At 60.3% G+C, this 17926-nt stretch carries 21 protein-coding genes and 3 tRNA genes; 9 read left to right on the plus strand and 15 right to left on the minus strand.

Going from position 1 to position 17926, the window contains the following annotated elements; all coding sequences use genetic code 11:
* Positions 1 to 11 precede the first annotated feature (11 nt).
* Positions 12 to 839: an ethanolamine ammonia-lyase subunit EutC gene (gene eutC, locus WC026_RS07705; protein WP_372710252.1), complete on the plus strand. Its 828-nt coding sequence runs from the start codon at positions 12 to 14 to the stop codon at positions 837 to 839.
* Here eutC and WC026_RS07710 read toward each other — a convergent pair.
* From WC026_RS07710 to WC026_RS07740, 7 genes are all read right to left on the minus strand, one after another.
* Entirely contained in the window at positions 822 to 1196 is a 375-nt protein-coding gene (locus WC026_RS07710; RefSeq protein WP_372710253.1) for a DUF488 domain-containing protein, read from the minus strand. The genes eutC and WC026_RS07710 overlap by 18 nt on opposite strands.
* Before the next feature lie 34 nt (positions 1197 to 1230).
* On the minus strand, positions 1231 to 1848 hold the full coding sequence (locus tag WC026_RS07715) for a uracil-DNA glycosylase family protein (protein ID WP_372710254.1): 618 nt from the start codon (positions 1846 to 1848) through the stop codon (positions 1231 to 1233).
* Positions 1849 to 1984: 136 nt separating this feature from the next.
* Positions 1985 to 2197 (minus strand): hypothetical protein, encoded by a 213-nt coding sequence (locus WC026_RS07720; protein ID WP_372710255.1) that lies wholly within the window; start codon positions 2195 to 2197, stop codon positions 1985 to 1987.
* 16 nt (positions 2198 to 2213) lie between these two features.
* The gene (locus WC026_RS07725) at positions 2214 to 2543 is read right to left on the minus strand and encodes a metal-sulfur cluster assembly factor (protein ID WP_372710256.1); all 330 of its coding nucleotides are present in this window, start codon (positions 2541 to 2543) and stop codon (positions 2214 to 2216) included.
* Positions 2540 to 3076: a DUF2249 domain-containing protein gene (locus WC026_RS07730; RefSeq protein WP_372710257.1), complete on the minus strand. Its 537-nt coding sequence runs from the start codon at positions 3074 to 3076 to the stop codon at positions 2540 to 2542. Before WC026_RS07730 ends, WC026_RS07725 begins: the two co-directional genes overlap by 4 nt.
* 18 nt (positions 3077 to 3094) lie before the next feature.
* A complete protein-coding gene (locus tag WC026_RS07735; RefSeq protein WP_372710258.1) occupies positions 3095 to 4441 on the minus strand; it encodes a hypothetical protein in 1347 nt (448 codons plus the stop codon).
* Positions 4442 to 4507: 66 nt separating this feature from the next.
* The gene (locus WC026_RS07740; protein ID WP_372710259.1) at positions 4508 to 4765 is read right to left on the minus strand and encodes a DUF2249 domain-containing protein; all 258 of its coding nucleotides are present in this window, start codon (positions 4763 to 4765) and stop codon (positions 4508 to 4510) included.
* A gap of 441 nt (positions 4766 to 5206) precedes the next feature.
* Here WC026_RS07740 and WC026_RS07745 point away from each other — a divergent pair, with 441 nt between their 5' ends.
* The gene (locus tag WC026_RS07745; RefSeq protein WP_372710260.1) at positions 5207 to 5512 is read left to right on the plus strand and encodes an ETC complex I subunit; all 306 of its coding nucleotides are present in this window, start codon (positions 5207 to 5209) and stop codon (positions 5510 to 5512) included.
* Between the two features lie 112 nt (positions 5513 to 5624).
* On the opposite strand, the gene WC026_RS07750 is transcribed toward WC026_RS07745, so the two are convergent.
* The gene (locus tag WC026_RS07750; RefSeq protein ID WP_372710261.1) at positions 5625 to 7265 is read right to left on the minus strand and encodes an OFA family MFS transporter; all 1641 of its coding nucleotides are present in this window, start codon (positions 7263 to 7265) and stop codon (positions 5625 to 5627) included.
* A 229-nt stretch (positions 7266 to 7494) separates the two neighbouring features.
* Between WC026_RS07750 and WC026_RS07755 the strand changes: the two genes are divergently transcribed.
* Positions 7495 to 7571: transfer RNA gene (locus WC026_RS07755), tRNA-Arg, on the plus strand.
* Between the two features lie 122 nt (positions 7572 to 7693).
* Here the strand turns inward: WC026_RS07755 and WC026_RS07760 are convergent.
* On the minus strand, positions 7694 to 8095 hold the full coding sequence (locus WC026_RS07760; protein ID WP_372710262.1) for a c-type cytochrome: 402 nt from the start codon (positions 8093 to 8095) through the stop codon (positions 7694 to 7696).
* A 95-nt stretch (positions 8096 to 8190) separates the two neighbouring features.
* On the opposite strand from WC026_RS07760, the gene WC026_RS07765 reads away from it, so the two are divergent.
* Positions 8191 to 8544: a cytochrome c gene (locus WC026_RS07765; protein WP_372710263.1), complete on the plus strand. Its 354-nt coding sequence runs from the start codon at positions 8191 to 8193 to the stop codon at positions 8542 to 8544.
* Between the two features lie 90 nt (positions 8545 to 8634).
* Here WC026_RS07765 and WC026_RS07770 read toward each other — a convergent pair.
* The 3 genes from WC026_RS07770 to WC026_RS07780 all read right to left on the minus strand — a co-directional run bounded on the left by WC026_RS07770 (position 8635) and on the right by WC026_RS07780 (position 9885).
* Positions 8635 to 8711 (minus strand) — tRNA-Pro (locus WC026_RS07770).
* A gap of 229 nt (positions 8712 to 8940) precedes the next feature.
* Positions 8941 to 9714 (minus strand): DUF3800 domain-containing protein, encoded by a 774-nt coding sequence (locus WC026_RS07775; protein ID WP_372710264.1) that lies wholly within the window; start codon positions 9712 to 9714, stop codon positions 8941 to 8943.
* Positions 9715 to 9808: 94 nt separating this feature from the next.
* Positions 9809 to 9885 (minus strand) — tRNA-Pro (locus tag WC026_RS07780).
* A gap of 287 nt (positions 9886 to 10172) precedes the next feature.
* Here WC026_RS07780 and WC026_RS07785 point away from each other — a divergent pair.
* The gene (locus tag WC026_RS07785; RefSeq protein WP_372710265.1) at positions 10173 to 11234 is read left to right on the plus strand and encodes a hypothetical protein; all 1062 of its coding nucleotides are present in this window, start codon (positions 10173 to 10175) and stop codon (positions 11232 to 11234) included.
* Between the two features lie 35 nt (positions 11235 to 11269).
* Here WC026_RS07785 and WC026_RS07790 read toward each other — a convergent pair whose 3' ends face one another.
* The 3 genes from WC026_RS07790 to WC026_RS07800 form a co-directional block, all read right to left on the minus strand.
* A complete protein-coding gene (locus tag WC026_RS07790) occupies positions 11270 to 11800 on the minus strand; it encodes a DUF192 domain-containing protein (RefSeq protein WP_372710267.1) in 531 nt (176 codons plus the stop codon).
* 11 nt (positions 11801 to 11811) lie between these two features.
* Positions 11812 to 12411, minus strand: coding sequence for a cold-shock protein (locus tag WC026_RS07795; protein ID WP_372710268.1), 600 nt, complete (start codon positions 12409 to 12411; stop codon positions 11812 to 11814).
* Between the two features lie 362 nt (positions 12412 to 12773).
* Complete coding sequence (locus WC026_RS07800) at positions 12774 to 12941, minus strand: hypothetical protein (RefSeq protein ID WP_372710269.1); 168 nt, start codon at positions 12939 to 12941, stop codon at positions 12774 to 12776.
* Positions 12942 to 13154: 213 nt separating this feature from the next.
* Between WC026_RS07800 and WC026_RS07805 the strand changes: the two genes are divergently transcribed.
* The 4 genes from WC026_RS07805 to WC026_RS07820 all read left to right on the plus strand — a co-directional run bounded on the left by WC026_RS07805 (position 13155) and on the right by WC026_RS07820 (position 17791).
* The gene (locus tag WC026_RS07805) at positions 13155 to 14384 is read left to right on the plus strand and encodes an NAD(P)/FAD-dependent oxidoreductase (protein WP_372710271.1); all 1230 of its coding nucleotides are present in this window, start codon (positions 13155 to 13157) and stop codon (positions 14382 to 14384) included.
* A 163-nt stretch (positions 14385 to 14547) separates the two neighbouring features.
* The gene (locus WC026_RS07810; protein WP_372710272.1) at positions 14548 to 15357 is read left to right on the plus strand and encodes a phosphoadenylyl-sulfate reductase; all 810 of its coding nucleotides are present in this window, start codon (positions 14548 to 14550) and stop codon (positions 15355 to 15357) included.
* Positions 15354 to 16259, plus strand: coding sequence for a sulfate adenylyltransferase subunit CysD (gene cysD, locus WC026_RS07815; protein ID WP_372710273.1), 906 nt, complete (start codon positions 15354 to 15356; stop codon positions 16257 to 16259). Before WC026_RS07810 ends, cysD begins: the two co-directional genes overlap by 4 nt.
* The gene (locus tag WC026_RS07820; RefSeq protein WP_372710274.1) at positions 16259 to 17791 is read left to right on the plus strand and encodes a GTP-binding protein; all 1533 of its coding nucleotides are present in this window, start codon (positions 16259 to 16261) and stop codon (positions 17789 to 17791) included. The genes cysD and WC026_RS07820 overlap by 1 nt, the downstream gene beginning before the upstream one ends.
* The last annotated feature ends 135 nt before the right edge of the window (positions 17792 to 17926 follow it).

Genomic DNA, 17926 nt, shown 5'->3' on the forward strand with positions numbered 1-17926 from the left:
GATAAAAAAACATGTCGGATGAAAAGAAGCCCGTTGTCGTTGCCAATCCCTGGGGCAAACTTCGCCAGTACACTCCGGCGCGTATTGCGCTCGGCCGCGCCGGAACGAGCCTTCCGACGAAACCGCATCTCGAATTCCAGCTTGCGCATGCCCGCGCGCGCAACGCCGTCCATCATGAACTCGACACCGCGAAGCTCGATCAAGCGCTCAAAACACGCGGCCACGAAACCTGCTTGATGCACAGCGCGGCCGCAAACCGTCCGATGTATCTCCAGCGTCCCGACATGGGCCGTCGCCTCGACGAGGAGTCGCGCAACGCCTTGAACGAGACGGCGCGCGCAAGCAGCGGCTATGACGTCGTCTTCGTGATCGGCGACGGACTTTCCTCGTTTGCGATCGAAGAAAACGCAGCCCCCTTTCTCGATGTCATTCTGCCGCCTCTCGTCAAGGAAGGCTGGCGCATCGCGCCGCTCGTCATCATCCGCGAAGCTCGCGTCGCGGTCGGCGACGAAATCGGACAGTTGCTCGGCGCCAAGATGGTCGTGGTCTTGATCGGCGAGCGTCCGGGCCTCAGCTCTCCAGACAGCATGGGCATCTATATGACATTGAACCCGCGTGTCGGGCTCACGGACGAGGCGCGTAATTGCATCTCCAACGTCCGCCGCGAGGGACTGAACTATGAGGGCGCCGCTCACAAACTGTTTTATCTGATGACGGAAGCGCGCAAGCGCGGTCTCTCGGGCGTGCACCTCAAGGACGAAGCAGAGACGCCGCAAGGCGCGATTTCGACATCGAGCAAAAGTTTTCTGATCGAACCGGATTCATCCCCGGGGCGCTGAGCGCGATTTAGTCTCCGCCAGAACGTCTCGCAGAACGACCGCCTGATTATGCTCCGTATCCTTGGCGCCGTAGAGCAGCGTCACCGGCTCTTTTTTCGCGCGGTCCCGCAACTCATCCAATCGTTCGCCAAGCTGTCTGAGTTCGGCGCGGTATTTCTCCTGAAACGTCGTCCATCGCGCGGCATCGTGATTGAACCATTTGCGCAACTCCGTGGTCGGAGCGATATCCTTCATCCAGAGATCGATCCGCGCAGCGTCCTTGCTCAACCCGCGCGGCCAGATCCGATCCACCAGAACTCGATAGCCGTCGGACTTTCGCGGAGGATCATAGATGCGCTTGATCTGAATAGACTGCATGGCTTTTCTTTTACTATTTCGACGGGGCACCAATTCAGCAGCATTTTTGCACAGACTTGCGAAGCTCCGGAATCACATCGGCTTCGAACCACGGATTTTTGCGCATCCAGATCGTGCTTCGCCAGCTCGGGTGCGGCAACGGAAAGAAACGCGGGCCATACTTCGAAAACGCCCTGACGGTTTCGGTGACCGACGACTTGCCTTCCAAATCCAGATAATGGCGATGCGCATATTGCCCGACCAGCATCGTGAGCTGAACCTCGGGCAGAAAACTCAGCAGGCGTTCGTGCCAATAAGGAGCGCATTCCGGCCTCGGCGGATTGTCGCCGCCTGACTTGCCGACGCCGGGATAGCAGAACCCCATCGGGAGCAAGGCGATCTTCGTGGCATCGAAAAACGTCGCGCGATCGAGCCCGAGCCAGTCCCGCAGCCGGTCGCCACTCGCGTCGTTCCACGGCACGCCTGTCAGATGAACTTTCCGTCCCGGCGCCTGACCTACGATCAAAATCCGCGCCGTGCTTCCGAGCTGCACGACGGGACGCGGACCGAGCGGCAATTGCGCCTCACATATTCGGCAGGCGCCGACGTCACGCAAAGCTTTCGCCAGGGATCCGCCCGGAGGTGCGACCTGAGATGCCGAGTGTCTTTGCATCGGGAACTGCGGTTCAAACCCTCGCCAGTCAGACGATCGTCCCATTTGCACCCGCGATCGATGATTTGCAAATCCGCTCTGGCACTCGGCCCGGAGCTTAGCGGCCATTTCAGGCATTAATTTTTTGTTGAAAGCTCTATATATCGCCAATCGATACATGTTTCGCCGCGCGATGCAGAAAGGCGTTGAAACGCCGCCAGCCGACGTCGTCCCGGCCGCGCAGCGCAGCACACGCTTCGCCGGCTAAGCGGCACGCCGCCTCAGCTTCGCCAGCAGCCACCAGTGCATCGAGACTGGAGAGCAAAATCGCAACCAATGGAGTAGCGGCGTCACGGCGCGCATCGGTCATGACCGTATCCTGCGGTTCACCATCCGCCCCCGATATCGAGATGCTCCTTTGCATCGTCGCTCATCATGGCCGGTTCCCACGGAGGATCATACGTCAACTCGACCTCCACGCCCGCGATAGACGGTACCGTTTCTGCCGCGGCCCGCGCGCCGTCCACGAGATAGCTCGTCGCCGGACATCCGCGCGTCGTCGTGGTCATCGTGATGTGCGCAATGCCATCGGCCGCGATCCCCACGTCATAGACCATTCCGAGATCGACGATGTTGTATCCAAGTTCCGGATCGATCACGGTGTGCAGAGCCCGCTTGACCTGCCGACCGATATCCTCTGTCGTCTCCGTAGTCATGCCGCCCTCCCGCCATGCTCACCGACGCGCACCAGCACCTTGTAGGTTTTGCCGTCCGGCTCATAGCCACCACGCCAGCTATGCCCGCGCTTTGCCAGCTCCGGAAACAGAAACAGCGGTTCGCGGCAGAGCAACGCCGAGAGCACCTCGCCCGGCTCCATGGCTTCGGTCGTTGCGAGAATGCGAACCATCGGCTCTGGCGGATCGAGATCCCGGTTGTCGAGATTAGTCGTAGGCTCCGGCCAGAGACCGTCACGGCTGGCTGCGGCACCGGCAGGATGCTCGTCTTTGGCAGGCACCGCACCGGCGGGTGAGAACAAGACTTCCCATTCACCGCCGTCGAGTTCCTTTGCTTCGTGCGTGAAACCTTTCGAAGCAAGCATCGTGAGCAGCGGCGTCGGCTTGAACGTCGCGAATAGGCGAAGGCCTTGACCGGGCTTCAGCGTGTTCACCGCTTCCATGATTTGCTCGAAGGGCTCGCCGCCCGCCCGTAAAATCGGCCGAACATCGACCTCGACGAATGGTGTCTGCATGATCGTATCCCTTCCAGGCTATGACGCGCGCGAGAACAGCAGGCTTGGCCTCTGAATATCGACCGGCATTTTCGGCATCGCCTTGACATCGGCCAGCATGCGCGATTTCACGAGTTGCACGGCAATCCCGATCGTCGCGACAAGCATCAGGGCGGTAGCTCCGCGAAACGCGATCGAAACCTCGAACAGCAAAGCCCCCGTCGCCGCCCAGACTGCTAAATAATAAAGGATGAACCATTTGATCGCGCGCGCCTCGGCCACGAGGTCTTGCACGCGCGGCGTCGGCGCCTTGCCGATGATGGGTCCGTAGCATTCGAGCCACGTCATGAACGGCACGATCTTATAGAGCTTGGAAAGACCGAGACCCGACAACCATCCGAACGCCACCAGGAACACGACGGCCGCCGCATGCTGTTCAAATTTTCCGGCAACGAGAAGCGCGATAATCAGCAGCGTTGCGATCGCCAGGCTCGCCAGCGCCAGACCCACCATCCGGCTGTTCAATTCAATCTTCCGGCGCTTGCGTTCGCGATGGAGGAAAAGAATATCACGCCCGTAAAGAGCGACTGCGAGAAGTCCGAACAATCCGGCTGCACCCAGGACAGCAGACAGATTGACGCCGAAAAAGATCGCAAATAGTCCTCCGATGATCGCAAGAGCCAACGCCGTCGCTCCGGAGTAAAGCGCGCCGCGTGAGGTCGGCCCATCGAGATCGGGTGCCAGCATGAACATCGCGAGCAGGCGATAGCTGACGCCGATCGCCGTTGCCGTCAGCCATCCTCCGAGCCCGGCGATGATATGAATGGGCAGACCCTGCGATGCCGTTGCGAGCAGAATATCGTTGCTCGCGCCATCAAGCACCAGCGCGAAGACCGCGCCGAGCGACACGGTCGCAACCACGCTGAACAGTCCGACGACGACGAACCGTGCGGGAAGCGGCAAAGGCCGCGCGGCCCACAGCGTGCGTCCGAGGTTCCACAAGACGAGCGCGAACCCAAGTGAGAGGAGCGCCGCCGCCACGGAAAAATAGGAAAACGCGAAATCGATCTCGCCGCCGAGCTTCAGAAAGCCGAGAAGCAGCACGACGAGACCGGCTACGAGACAGCCCAACGTCGGGAGCGGCAGCCAACTGTCGTGAAGCGGGCGGGCGACAAGAACCGGCACGAATTGAAAAAGAGCGCCGCACATCAGCAGGCTCAGCCAGCCGATCGAAATGACGTGAACCAACGCGAGCGTTTCGGGCGCTCCGACCGCCGCAGCCGGGTAACCGAACCCGGCCGTCATAAGGCACTCGCCAGCCAGCAGCGCGACGAGCGCCGCAGCGAAGTACGTCATTGTCCAGCGGGAAAGCGCGACCCCAACCATCGCAAAATCCCTTCACTTGATCGGTGCCGGCACAATCGCCGACACCGCGGATCTTCTAGTCCTGTCTCACGCGGCCCCCGCAACCCGGCCGATCTCGACACGCCAAACCGACGGCCCACGTTCGACGTAGGTCCACGAGAACTGTTTCGGGTACTCGGCCTCGAGCTGGTAATAGAGAGGCTTGGGATCGTGATCGTTGACCAGCATGAACGACGCTCCTGCGGCAAGTTCGTCGACGAGCCGGAAGATCGTCTCATGGCGTTTCATCGGGATGAGTTGACGAACATCAACTACGTTTACCGTTGAGCCGGTTTGTTCGGGCATGTCCCACTCCTCTCCATGGCGGGGTTTCATCGAAGGCCGCGCCGATTGCCGACAAGTTCGCCGTCGTGCGCGAAGCCTGCGTGAGTGTGTTCCTTAAAGATGCATTGTCAATGCATGTTTACGTGAACCGGGCCGCGACACTTCGAACGTGCCTTTCGCAGAATGCAGAAAGTCGCCGTTCTGGATGCCTCGATTGCCGAGACGTCGCGCGAGCGGATAGCGCGATGAAAAGCATCGAATTCGGGGTTTATCGCGGAAGGGCCGAACTTCTGATGGTCATGGATCGGCCTGCGACTTCCGTGGTGCGCGAAGTCCAGCTATCCTGCCAGCCATCCCGGTTGACAGTGCGTGCGCGGGAAATTATCTGCCGCAGGAGCAGAGGCCGAGCGTTCGCATAATATCATCGCGACCAGGGTTCGAAAAACCGACTGAGGACTGCCAATGACCGCGCGCATTTATAAGCCAGCCAGAACAGCGATGCAGTCTGGCGAAGCTCGCACGAAAGAGTGGATCCTGGAGTTTGCGCCTGCGACGCCGCGCGCGCCCGACCCGCTGATGGGCTGGACGAGCACCCGCGATACGCAAACGCAGGTGCGGCTCGAGTTCGAGACGAAGGAAGAGGCCATCGCCTACGCCGTGCGCGAAGGGCTGAGCTACTCGCTCGCCGAACCGAAGCCACGCAAGCCGATCCGCAAATCCTATGCGGACAATTTCCGCTTCGGGCGCACCACGAACTGGACGCACTGAGAAAGCTGACGAGGAAGCCGACATTGAGCAAGCCGACCAGCCCGCCTCGATGGCCGGGCTGGCACTAGCTCGCGTGCGGTTGAAACTCGCTCACGCGCCTCTTCGCCCAAAATCACCCGAACAGCGCGATCGCCTTCACCAGCGTATTCCAGACGCCCCACAGGAACGGAATTCCGACGGCTAGCCACGCGACAAGCACCGCCGGACTGAAGCCGCCGAAGCCGATGCCATGCGAGCCCCCCGGCAACGTCGCCGTCGAGGTCTTCGTCTGCAGAGCCGCGATCTGCTCGTCGGTCATCATATGTTTATGATCGACCGGACGCACGAGCGCGTTGGCGACAAGACCGATGAACAGGAACCCGGTCAGGATATAGAGCGTGTAGTCATAGACGTCCGCACGCGGAACGCCGGCGGCAATTTCAGCATCGCGAATATAGCCGATAACGAGCGGACCGAGGATGCCGGCGGCCGACCACGCCGTCAGCATGCGACCATGAATGGCGCCGACGAATTGCGTGCCGAAGATATCGGCCAGATAGGCCGGCAGCGTCGAGAACCCGCCGCCGTACATGCTGATGATGATGCAGAGCGCGCCTGCGAAAAGCGCAACCGATCCCATATGCGCGAGCGTCGGCGCCAGCACGTAGAGGATCATGCCGAGAATGAAAAAGCAGAAATAGGTGACCTTGCGCCCGAAGACATCGGACAGCGACGCCCAGGCAAAGCGTCCGCCGCTGTTGAAGAGAGACAGAAGACTGACGAAACCACCGGCGATTCCGGCAATCAGCGCATGCTGCGTGGCGTCGAGGTCTCCGAACTTTAAGTCCGCACGACCGATGAGCGAGCCGCCGAAGATTTCCTGCAGCATCGGCGACGCCATCGACAGCACGCCGATGCCTGCCGACACGTTCATCCAGAGCGCGATCCAGATCAGCCAGAATTGCGGAGTCTTGTGCGCCTCGTTGAGATGCACGTGACCCGTCGTGATCAGGGCATGCCCGCGATCGGTAGAGGGCGTCCATCCGTCCGGCTTCCAGCCATCGGGCGGCACACGATATCCGAACGCGCCGCAAAGCATGAAGACGAGATAGATGCAGCCCATGACGGCCATCGCCTGCGCAACACCTGACGATTGGTCATTCTTGAAATGGTTCATGAGCAGGATGGCCAGCGGCGAACCGATCATGGCGCCGCCGCCGAACCCCATGATCGCCATGCCCGTCGCCATGCCGCGCCGGTCCGGAAACCATTTGATCAGCGTCGATACGGGCGAGATGTAGCCGAGCCCGAGACCGATGCCGCCGATCACGCCGAGACCCAGCCAGAATAGCCAAAGCTGATGGATATAAACGGCGAGCGCGGCGATCAGAAATCCGCCACCCCAGCAGAGTGCGGCGGAAACACCCGCGCGTCGCGGCCCGGCGCGCTCGAGCCAGCCTCCGAAGGCGGCGGCCGCTAGGCCGAGAAAGACGATACCGAGCTCGAACGTCACGAGCAGGCTACTCACCCGCCAGTCGCAGGTGGTCGTAAAAAGCTCCTGTATGAGCGACATGTCGGGGCACGCCACGGGCTTCGAGATGCCGAGGGCTTGCGACAGCGGCAGCCAGAAGACGCTGAGACCGTAGCTCATGCCGATGCAGAGATGGATTGCGAGCGCGGCGGGTGGAACCATCCACCGGTTAAATCCGGCGCGCGCGACGATGCGCGCTCGGTCCAAAAGTCCCGGCGTTCCGTCGGACGTAACCGCTGTCATGTCCCCTCCCCCACGATCGTCGCTGTCTTGTTGGATTTTTTGCGGCTGTTCTCGCACACGATCAGCGACACAATCAACAGATTCGCCGCCTTTGGCGTTCCAGACGATTGATGCCGGCAATGACTTGCGCTCGGAGGCGGCGGCGATTATCCGTTTTCCGCAGCGCTGATGCCGCGTGGCGTCGCTTGTTTGGCTAATATAGCGGAATATGCGGCACTGCACCAACGCGGATCCCGTAGCTCAGTTGGATAGAGCATCTGCCTTCTAAGCAGAGGGTCGCAGGTTCAAGTCCTGCCGGGATCGCCAATAAACTCAATTATTTCTACGCGCGACCGACGAACGCTCGCGCAATATGACACCGCTAAAAGTCTCACACGGGACGTGCCAAGGCCGGTTGCTTCACACCGCCGGCGGCGAAATCGCAATCGCTACTCTTTGCGAAGCGAAAATATGTAACCGGCCAGATCGCGGATCTCCAAGCGCGTGAGATTGAGATTCGGCATCGGCGGATGCGGCTCGGTCAGCCAGGTCGTCAGATGGTCGAGCGTCTGGTTTGGCCGATTGGCGACACCTGCGAAGCTCGGCACGTCGGCGTGAATCGGGCGATCGGACGTTTCCCCAATCAAATGGCAGCTTGTGCAGAGCGTCTGTGCCAACCGGGCGCCGTTTTCTACGTCCGGCTTTGCTGACTCAAGTCTTCCGGGCTCTTCGCGAATGACCGGGCCTTGCGGCTCCACCTGCGCCATTGCTGTCGGCACGTGCAGGGCGAACGCCATTGCGAAGAACGAGAGTCCGATGATGCGCGCTGCAAACAGAGACCCGCCCGCCATTTTTCACTCCCAGCCGCTGTTTAAGATCAAATCGCTTCTAGAGCGCGGGCGATATGCTGCAATTGACCGAGCGCAAAAGCCGTCGAGGAGACGAAATGGAGTTCCGTCCGCTCAATGTTTTAGCTGCGGTCTTCGCTGGTTCGATGCTCGGCTCTGGCGTTGCAGCTCTTGCCGCACCCGATGCGTCGCAAATCAGCGGAGCGGCGATCCTTGAAAAGAATTGCGCGCGGTGCCACGCGATCGGCGCAACGGGCGACAGCCCGCATCGCGAAGCGCCGCCATTCCGCGAGGTGGTCAAGCGCTATCCGCCCGAGAACCTGGAAGAGTCTCTCGCCGAAGGCATCGTCTCCGGCCACGCCGAAATGCCCGAGTTCACATTCTCTTCAGAAGAGATCAGCGCGATCATCGGCTATCTGAACGATCTGAAGGACCAAGTGACCGGCAAATAACGCCGCGAGCAACGATGCCCGTTGCAAGGTGTGAGAAATCGGTTCGGTGCGAGGAGCGCAAGCGGCACACTCTCACGGCCGCTGAAGATTTGGTCGGGGCGACATGATTCGAACACGCGACCCTCTGCTCCCAAAGCAGATGCTCTACCAGGCTGGGCTACGCCCCGACGTGGTTTCAAAAGCCGGCATAGTTATTCACGGGCTACACAAGTCTGCAGTCGTGACGCTTCTCGAAGCCGGTTGCACAACTACGATGGTGTCGGCCGTTACCGGCCAATCGCTGCAGATGGTCGAGCACTACGCACGCGGCGTAAATCAAACAAAGTTGGCTGATGCAGCGATACTCGCCTGGGAAAGGGCGTACGAAAGGGATACTTCAGGCTGAGAAGGCAAGTATCAAAACTTCTGACCTTTGAGATCGGTAAAACTGATCGAAATCGCTACTCCCGGGGCGCCAAACTGGCGCAGAAACGCGATCAACCAATTCTGCAAATTCGGCTTTAATTCATCGTAGTCGAGGTTCGCTCGAAATCCATCGATGGCCCGCCTTGCTGGCCACGACATTTCGAAAGGCGGTCCAAGTATTGTGCCATGCTTTAGCCAGTGCTTTCGTACGTGCCAAGCTAATAGATCAGCCGCCTGAAGAGGCATGCAAACATTGTCGTTTTCAAAGCGCGGAGGCTCACCGAATCGGGCGCGCTCCTCGTCTGGAATATGTTGCATCATCAGTCTGAAACCTTCCGCCACCTCCTGTCTGCTCCCATGCATATCGAAGATGAAGTCTACCGGGTCACAGAAGCCAATCTCGTGCTGAGATTGTGCTGTGTAGTCCAAAATTACACGATAAATGACGGCGTATGGGTTTGCGTATTCTTCCGGCAAGCCGAGCTCGCAGACCACCAACCGGAGCGCTTCAATATCAACCGCGACGGTAACAAGAGCGGCAACATGCTCTTCGATTAACCGATAGAAATAGCCTGCTCGCTCCAATCGATCTTTGCTACCGGAACCAGCGATTTCCGACATCTTGAACGATTGCCAACGCGCTAATCTTAGCGCCTGCATCCACTCGGATGAAAATTCCCGCCAGTTTTCTGGAGAAGAAATGAACCCCGCGAAAACGAGCACTTTACCCGCTTCCATGCTGTCATCGACATAGGCTTGAAGCACTTCGCGCCTCGAAGGGGAATTAATTGGAGCGCGGCCGAAGAACGGAGAACGAACCCGGATTGCAAACCGGGTGACCCGGAAATAACCTAAGTATTGGTCGGGGCGACATGATTCGAACACGCGACCCTCTGCTCCCAAAGCAGATGCTCTACCAGGCTGAGCTACGCCCCGACGCCAATAATGCCGGGCTTAGTAGCACGATTTGACGTTCTGACAATCGGACAAAATCGGAACAATCGGCCAACGCGGACGAGGTCGCCCCCGAATGCTCCCGGAGCGTGAGGCAGCAAGTGTCGATCCCGTGCCACGCCTCCGCCGCGGAAAGGCATCACTTCCCACGGTTGGCTTTGCCAAAGGGCCACTAAAATAGTACCGAATTGCTGAAGCTTGGCCGTCGTTTGACGTGGCGTCCTGGCGTCTGTTCTGTTCCCTTTGGCGTTGGTCGCGAGTGCGTATCCGTGAATCTCGTACGTTCCGTTCTGCCCGATGCGTATGCCGCCAAGGCACGAGGCTTCGTGCTTAGCGCAATCGCGCTCGGTGCGGTTTACGCCTATTACCTCGCTGTCGACGCCGACGACGCCATTCCTCCGGCCGCGGCGGAAGTCATTGCGATGCCCCCCGTCGTTCGGGCCGCATCGATCACGTCTCCGATCTATATCATCCCCGAGGCCACCGCGCAGGAAACGCCCGGACCTTCTGCTCCGCCGCGCGCTAAGATCGCCCGCGATTTGCAGACCGCACTGACGAAGGCACGCTGCTATGACGGGCCACTAACGGGACGCTGGAGCGCCGCATCGCAGGCGGCCATGAGCACGTTCCTCAGCACCGTGAACGCCCACCTGCCCGTCGACGATCCTGACGAGGCGCTTTTGGCCCTCATCTCGTCGAACTCGGACGTGTCGTGTGCCGCACGTCCCATGCTCGTCGCGGACGCGCAAGATACGCGCGCCACCGCGTATTACGACGCAACGAGCACGCAAACCAAAGTTGCAATTGCCACCGACGCTCCCGTTTCCCGACCCTCGGTCTCCGTAGCGGCCATGCCGTCCGACGATCGCTCGATGCTGGATCATCCCTGGGCGCAACCGGAAATGCTGGTGCCCGCCGTCACAATGACACCGCATGCGCCTGCCGCCAGCCCAATCTCGACGAGCAGCGCCGAGCGCGCTGATCGCGATGCCGGTCAGGACGCTTCGCCCGCCGCAGCTGTCAGCGCTGCCGAGCCCCCGCCGCCGGTCGCGACCGTGATGAAGGTCAGCACCACCGCCAACGATGCTCGCCGACTGCGCTTTGAGGGCGGCAGCGTCGTCTCGGATGAAAAGCCGGAGCTTGTGCCCGATCCACGCACGGCAACGAGCGAGCCCGCGCCAGTGAGCGAAGCCACGGCAGCAAGTGCGCCGGCGAAAGTCGCCCAGCGCAAGGCTAAGTCCGCAAAACGCCGGATCACACGATCGGATGACTCAGGGTTCGGCGTGAGTTTCGATTCAATCCAGCGGTCATTCTCTTCGCTGTTCGATTGAGGAACGCGGCGTCCTCGCATCCGCAATTCCAAGCCTTACCGCGTGGCGCTCTTGAACAGCGAATGGCTAACCCTGTCGCCGGGCTTGATGCCGAGACGCGCGGCGGTTCCGGCTTGCAGCTCAAGCACAGCCGCGACGGCCGAACCCGAGGCGATGACCCGGTCCGATAGCGGCTCGGCGCGCTCCTCTATCCGCGCTATCGTGCCATTCGCGCGGATGAACACCATGTCGAGCGAAATGTAGGTGTTATGCATCCACATCGAGATCTCGCGCTCGGCGCCGTACGGAAACAGCATCCCCTCGCTCGCGCCGATCGCGGTCCGATACATCAAGCCGAGACGCTTTTCCTGCTCGCTGGACGCAACCTCGATGTCGAACGCGTGACTTTGCCCGCCCGTCGCCGGCTCGATGGTCAGCTTGTCCCGCCGCATCTTGGCGTAAGCGGGCGCCACGAACTGGAGAAGTCCGGCCTCCTGAAAGAATTTCGGAAGACCACTCCCGGCAAAAGCAAAAAGGGCCACGCAGACGGCGGCCCTTTTTGTAAAACTCGCTGACACTATCGTCATGGATCCCGCGTTTAATTCCGCGACGGCAAACCTGTCGGCACACCATCCGGCCGAAGCTCCGCAGCCATGCAGCCCTTCGATCCATAGCCCCATCGAACCTGAACGATCTGTCCGGGACGAAGTTCTGTAAAGCCAAACCGCCGCAAAGTCTCCATGTGGCAGAAGATATCTGGCGTACCTTCTCCGCGTGTCAAGAAGCCGAAGCCCCGCACGCGATTGAACCACTTGACGTAGGCTCGCTCCCAGTCGCTTTCGGGTTGCACGATGACATGCGTGCGCTGCGGAAGCTGAGACGGGTGGATGGCCGTGCTTTCATCCATGCTGAGAATGCGGAATGCTTGCATTCCCTTGGACCGTCGCAAAACCTCGCAATGGACGCGGGCGCCTTCATAAGCGGTCTGGAAACCGCCTGCCCTGAGACACGTCACATGCAGAAGAATATCCGGCAGCCCATTATCCGGGACGATAAAACCGAATCCCTTGGAAGCGTCGAACCACTTTATCATTCCGGCGACCTCGAAAACCTCGATCGCCGCGTCGTCCATAACCTCCGGCCCGGCCGACACCGGTTGTAGATCAGCCAGAAGATCGGGACGCTTTGTATCCCCCATCACTTGATACCCCGCATACTGTGCGTCAAACGATTATGACTGCTCACGCTCGAAGGCTTCAGTAATCGGTTCTGGAAGAGCCCTCTTCAGAATCGAACACCTGAGCCTCATTGCGAAGCGGCACGAAACATAACACCGGCTTTGCTCAGGGCCAGCGGCATTTTTTTAGCGCGCTACTTGACGCTTGTTTCCCCTGATTCAATCCACATTCGTTTGCACACCTTAAGCGTATGATCGGACAACGAGAAAACGCGATTTAGATTCATCCCCAGTTTCGCATCACCGCAAGATTGCACCGCAAAACCATCCACACCGCCGCAATCGTCCCGCAGGCAAAAATCTACTTTTCACTGATTCGATTTTTACGCACGAATAGCGATGCTTTTTGATCGGTCGCTGACGATCAGCGCGCTGGTTTTTCCAAAGGTCTTGCACAGGCGGCAAAAAATGACACTGACATCGCTCAGACACGCAAAGCGCGATTCGACGTCGAGTGTGGCAATGCTGCCGCTCACGACGTTGCAGCCCATGGCAAGTCTCGGCCGCGATGACTAAAATCGTAATGATAGGCGCAACATCCATGCGCCGCTTAACACACAGAGTTCGCTTGCGCGGGACGGCTCGAGAATTTCGGCGTCGATGGACTCGGATTGAAGAAGAACGATGCGGCGAATCGAAAATATGAAAAGTCGCGCCCCGGCCGATGATCCGGCTCACGCATCGATCCTCGGCAGGAACATCCCGTGACGGCCGCACCCGCTTCCACGCGTCACGTCGCCATCGTCGGGGCCGGGCCTGCGGGCCTCTTCGCGGCCGAGATCATCGCCGCCCACGGACACCATGTGACCGTCTACGAGCGGATGGCGTCCCCAGCGCGAAAATTCCTGCTCGCCGGGCGTGGCGGCTTGAACCTGACGCACAGCGAGGCAATCGCCGCCTTCCTCGACCGCTATGGAGACGACGCCGGCGAAGTGCGGGCAGCCGTCGAGCGCTTTCCGCCGGAAAAGCTGATCGCATGGGCGAACGGTCTCGGCGCGGACACGTTCGTCGGCAGCAGCGGCCGCGTCTTTCCGCGCGCGATGAAAGCCTCGCCTTTGCTTCGCGCATGGCTCCGCCGCCTAACCGGCCTCGGCGTGACGATCAAGACGCGACATCGTTGGACAGGTTTTTCGCCGTCCGGCGGGCTGCAATTCGAAACAGCAGAAAACGCACGAATTGAAATCGATGCCGACGCTGCACTGCTCGCGCTCGGCGGTGCGAGCTGGCCGAAGCTTGGCTCCGACGGATCGTGGGTCGATGCCTTCACACACGCGGGAATTGCGGTTGCGCCACTCACTCCCGCCAACTGCGGCGTGCTTGTTCCGTGGTCTGACGTTTTCCGCGCCCGTTTCGAAGGCACAGCCCTGAAGCGCATCGCCTTGACCATCGACGGCACGACCCGGCGGGGCGAGGCGATCATCACGCGCAAGGGGCTGGAAGGCGGCGCCGTCTACGCCCTCGGTCCTTATATTCGCGCAGCCCTCGCCAAGAACGACGAGACGGCGACGCTGGTCGTCGATCTGAAGCCCGATAGGGAACACGCCGACCTCGTCGCCCGCCTCTCCAGACCGCGCGGCAAGGACACGATGACGAATTTCCTGCGCAAGACTGTCCATCTCGACGCTGCAGGCGCGGGGCTTTTGCGCGAGGCCGCGCTTCCAGACGGGCCAGAAGCGTTGGCGGCGCGGATCAAGGCGACCCCAATTCGCATCACCGGACTGGCCGGCCTGGATCGCGCCATCTCGACAGCCGGCGGAGTTGCGTGGCGATCTCTGAACGCCAATCTGATGCTCGCCGCGCGGCCCGGCGTGTTCCTCGCGGGCGAGATGCTCGACTGGGAAGCGCCGACGGGCGGCTATTTGCTGCAGGGCACGTTCGCGACATCGGCAAAGGCCGCAAACGCTTTGCTCGATTGGCTCGGATCACGAGATTAACCGCTGCATAACTCGCCTTTCACAGCATCAGCATGCTCTGAGGCCGACAAGATTGAAAATGCATTAAGCGGCAATCCTAGAAATAATATCCTATTCCTATTTAGTTATATGCCTTCTCATGAGAAAAATTTTCCATTATATGTTGCCCATCCGGAGGCTCTACATGACTTTGTTCGAAGCAACCGCACCCGCCGCTAGCGGAGCGGCGATTGACGCTCATACCGCATTGCAGCAGGCGAAGGCTGCCGCACTCGATCAAGCTCTCGCAGGTTTGGCGACACTTGATGAGCGGATCAAAGCCGTGCGCGCCGCCATCGATGGGACCATCGCCTTTTCAACCAGCCTCGGCATCGAGGATCAGGCGATCACCCACGCCATCGCCGCGACTGGCACCGACATCGATATTTTCACGCTCGATACCGGGCGCCACTTCCCGGAAACGCTCGACACCCTGTTCGACACCGAAGGCAAATACGGCCTGCGCATTCGCGTCATGTATCCCGAAGCCGCGGAAGTGGAAGACCTTGTGGCGAATGACGGCATCTACGGCTTTCGCTACTCCGTCGAGGCGCGCAAGGCATGCTGCGAAATTCGCAAGGTGCGTCCGCTCAATCGCGCGCTGCAAGGCGCGGCGGCATGGGTCACGGGTTTACGCCGCGAGCAATCACAGGGCCGCGCCCACGTGCACTTCGCGACGTATGACCCGGCGCAGAAGCTCATCAAGCTCAATCCGATCGCGGACTGGTCGCTCGCCACGCTCGAGAACTACGTCGCGTCCAACAAGATCCCCGTCAATGCGCTGCACGCGAAAGGCTTTCCGTCCATCGGTTGCCAGCCCTGCACGCGCGCCATAGCGCCCGGCGAAGACATTCGCGCCGGCCGCTGGTGGTGGGAAAACGAAAACGGCAAAGAGTGCGGACTTCATACGCAAAGTGAAGATCCGGGATTTGAAACAAAGGATCATGCCGCATGACGGCCTCGCCTTCCCATCTCGATCTGCTCGAAGCGGAGAGCATTCATATTTTCCGCGAGGCTGCAGCCCAGTTCCGCAAGCCTGTTCTGATGTATTCGATCGGCAAGGATTCGACCGTCCTGCTGCATCTCGCGCGCAAGGCATTCTTCCCGCAGAATCTGCCGTTTCCGCTGCTACACGTCGACACGACATGGAAGTTTCGCGACATGATCGTATTTCGCGATCAGCAGGCGAAGCAGCTCGGCCTCGATCTCATCGTCCACACCAACGAGGACGGCATCAAGCGCGGCATCAATCCGATCGATCATGCGCCATCCATTCATACCGACGTTTTGAAAACGCAGGCGCTGAAACAAGCCCTCGATAAATACGGTTTCGACGCCGCTTTCGGCGGCGCGCGCCGCGACGAGGAAGCAAGCCGCGCGAAGGAGCGCGTGTTTTCATTCCGCGCCAGCGGTCATCGCTGGGATCCGCGCCGCCAGCGCCCCGAGATGTGGCATCTGCTCAACGGCCGCCTCGGCACGGGCGAAACGGTGCGCGTTTTCCCGATGTCGAACTGGACGGAAAAAGACGTCTGGCGCTACATCCTGCGCGAAAAGCTCGATGTCGTGCCGCTCTATTTCGCAGCCGACCGCCCGACCATTGCGCGCAACGGACAAATCCTGATGCAGGACGATGACCGCTTGCAACCGCGCGCAGGCGAGAAGGTCGAGACGCGCAGGATCCGCTTTCGCACGCTCGGCTGCTATCCGCTGACGGCGGCGGTCGAATCCGATGCCGACACGATCGAAGCGGTCGTCGCCGAAACTCTCAACGCGCAAACCTCCGAACGCCAGGGCCGCCTGATCGACCACGATCAAGTCGGCGCAATGGAAAAGAAAAAGCAGGAAGGCTATTTCTGATGTCCATCCACGCTCTCAAAGCCAATCCTGCGCTGCAGACACCTGCGCGCGCCCAAGACGTGCCGAGCCTCGTTCGCGAGCTTGGCGGCATCACACATCTTTTGACCTGCGGTTCCGTTGACGACGGAAAGTCGACGCTGATCGGACGCCTGCTCTGGGATGCATCCGACCTTTACGAGGACCAGCGCGAGAACGTGCGCCGTTCGGGACGCAAGGCCGCGGGCACGGATCTTCCTGATTTCTCGATGCTGCTCGACGGCCTCGTCGCCGAGCGCGAGCAAGGCATCACCATCGACATCGCGTGGAAGTATTTCGATACCGAGACGCGCCGCTTCGTCATCATCGATTCCCCCGGCCATGAGCAGTACACGCGCAACATGGCGTCGGGCGCGTCTCATGCCGACGTCGCGATCGTGCTCGTCGATGCGCGATCGGGCGTCAAGAAACAGACCAAGCGTCACACGGCGATCCTCGATCTCGTCGGCGTCAAGCATGTCGTTCTCGCCGTCAACAAGATGGATCTCGTCGGCTGGTCGGAAGACGTGTTCCGCAAGATCGAAGCCGACTTCCGCACGCTTTGCTGGAAATTCAATTTCTGGGATTCGGCCACGATTCCTCTCTCGGCCGTTTTCGGCGACAACGTTTCCGCGCCGTCGACCAACATGAGCTGGTATTCGGGACCGACGCTCATCCAACATCTCGAAAAAGTGCCGAGCCGAGTGAGCGAAGCGGGCTCCGTGTTCCGCTTTCCGGTGCAGATGGTGCTTCGCGACGGCCAGGATTTCCGCGGCCTTGCCGGCACCGTCACCTCCGGGACGGTCAAAGTCGGCGATACCGTCACCGACGTGTTGAGCAACGCCAGTGGCAAGGTCGTCCGCATCGCGACCTTCGATCGCGACCTGCAAACCGCCTCGGCCGGTGAAGCGGTTTCGCTGCAGCTTGACGTTGATATCGATGTCTCGCGCGGCGCCGTCCTGTCGACGCCGGAAATGCGTCCCGTTGCGGCGCAGACGCTCGAAGCGCGCTTCGTCTGGCTGTCGGAAGACGCATTCAGCCCGACCGCCGGCTATCTGGTTCGCACATCGACGGACTTGATTCCGGTATCCAACATCGAGATCAAAGCCCTGCTCGACCTCGAGACGATGGCGTCCCGCCCCGCACGCGCCTGCTCGGCGAACGACATCGCCATTGCAAAAATTTCCCTCGGCCGCGCTGCCGCAATCGACGTTTTCTCCGAGACGCCGGAGACTGGCACGCTTCTACTGATCGATGCTGTTTCCGGTGCGACCGTCGCAGGTGGCATCGCGACGTCCGTCGATGCCAAGGCCGAAGCCCCGTCCGAAGGTCACTTCGTACTGCGACGGGATATGCTGGCCAACGGCTTGAATCGCGATCTCTCGCTGAGTTCCAAGGATCGGGAAGAGTTCATGCGCCGCGCGAACGAAGTCGCGATCATTCTGCGCTCCGCGGGTGTTTCCGTCGCCATCGAGCCGCCGCCACCGCTCGACGACGGGATGGACCCAGGACTCTAAACCGCTCCTATTGCGCCGAAGGAACGCGAGAACACGACCACCACATCGCCATGACAATTAAAACAGCGAGGATTCTGCAATTGCAGACCTCGCTATTCTCGCGTACCTCAACCTCTCTCATTTTGTTCGGACCGT

The organism is Hyphomicrobium sp. (genome assembly GCF_041674905.1).
Lineage (GTDB): Bacteria > Pseudomonadota > Alphaproteobacteria > Rhizobiales > Hyphomicrobiaceae > Hyphomicrobium_B.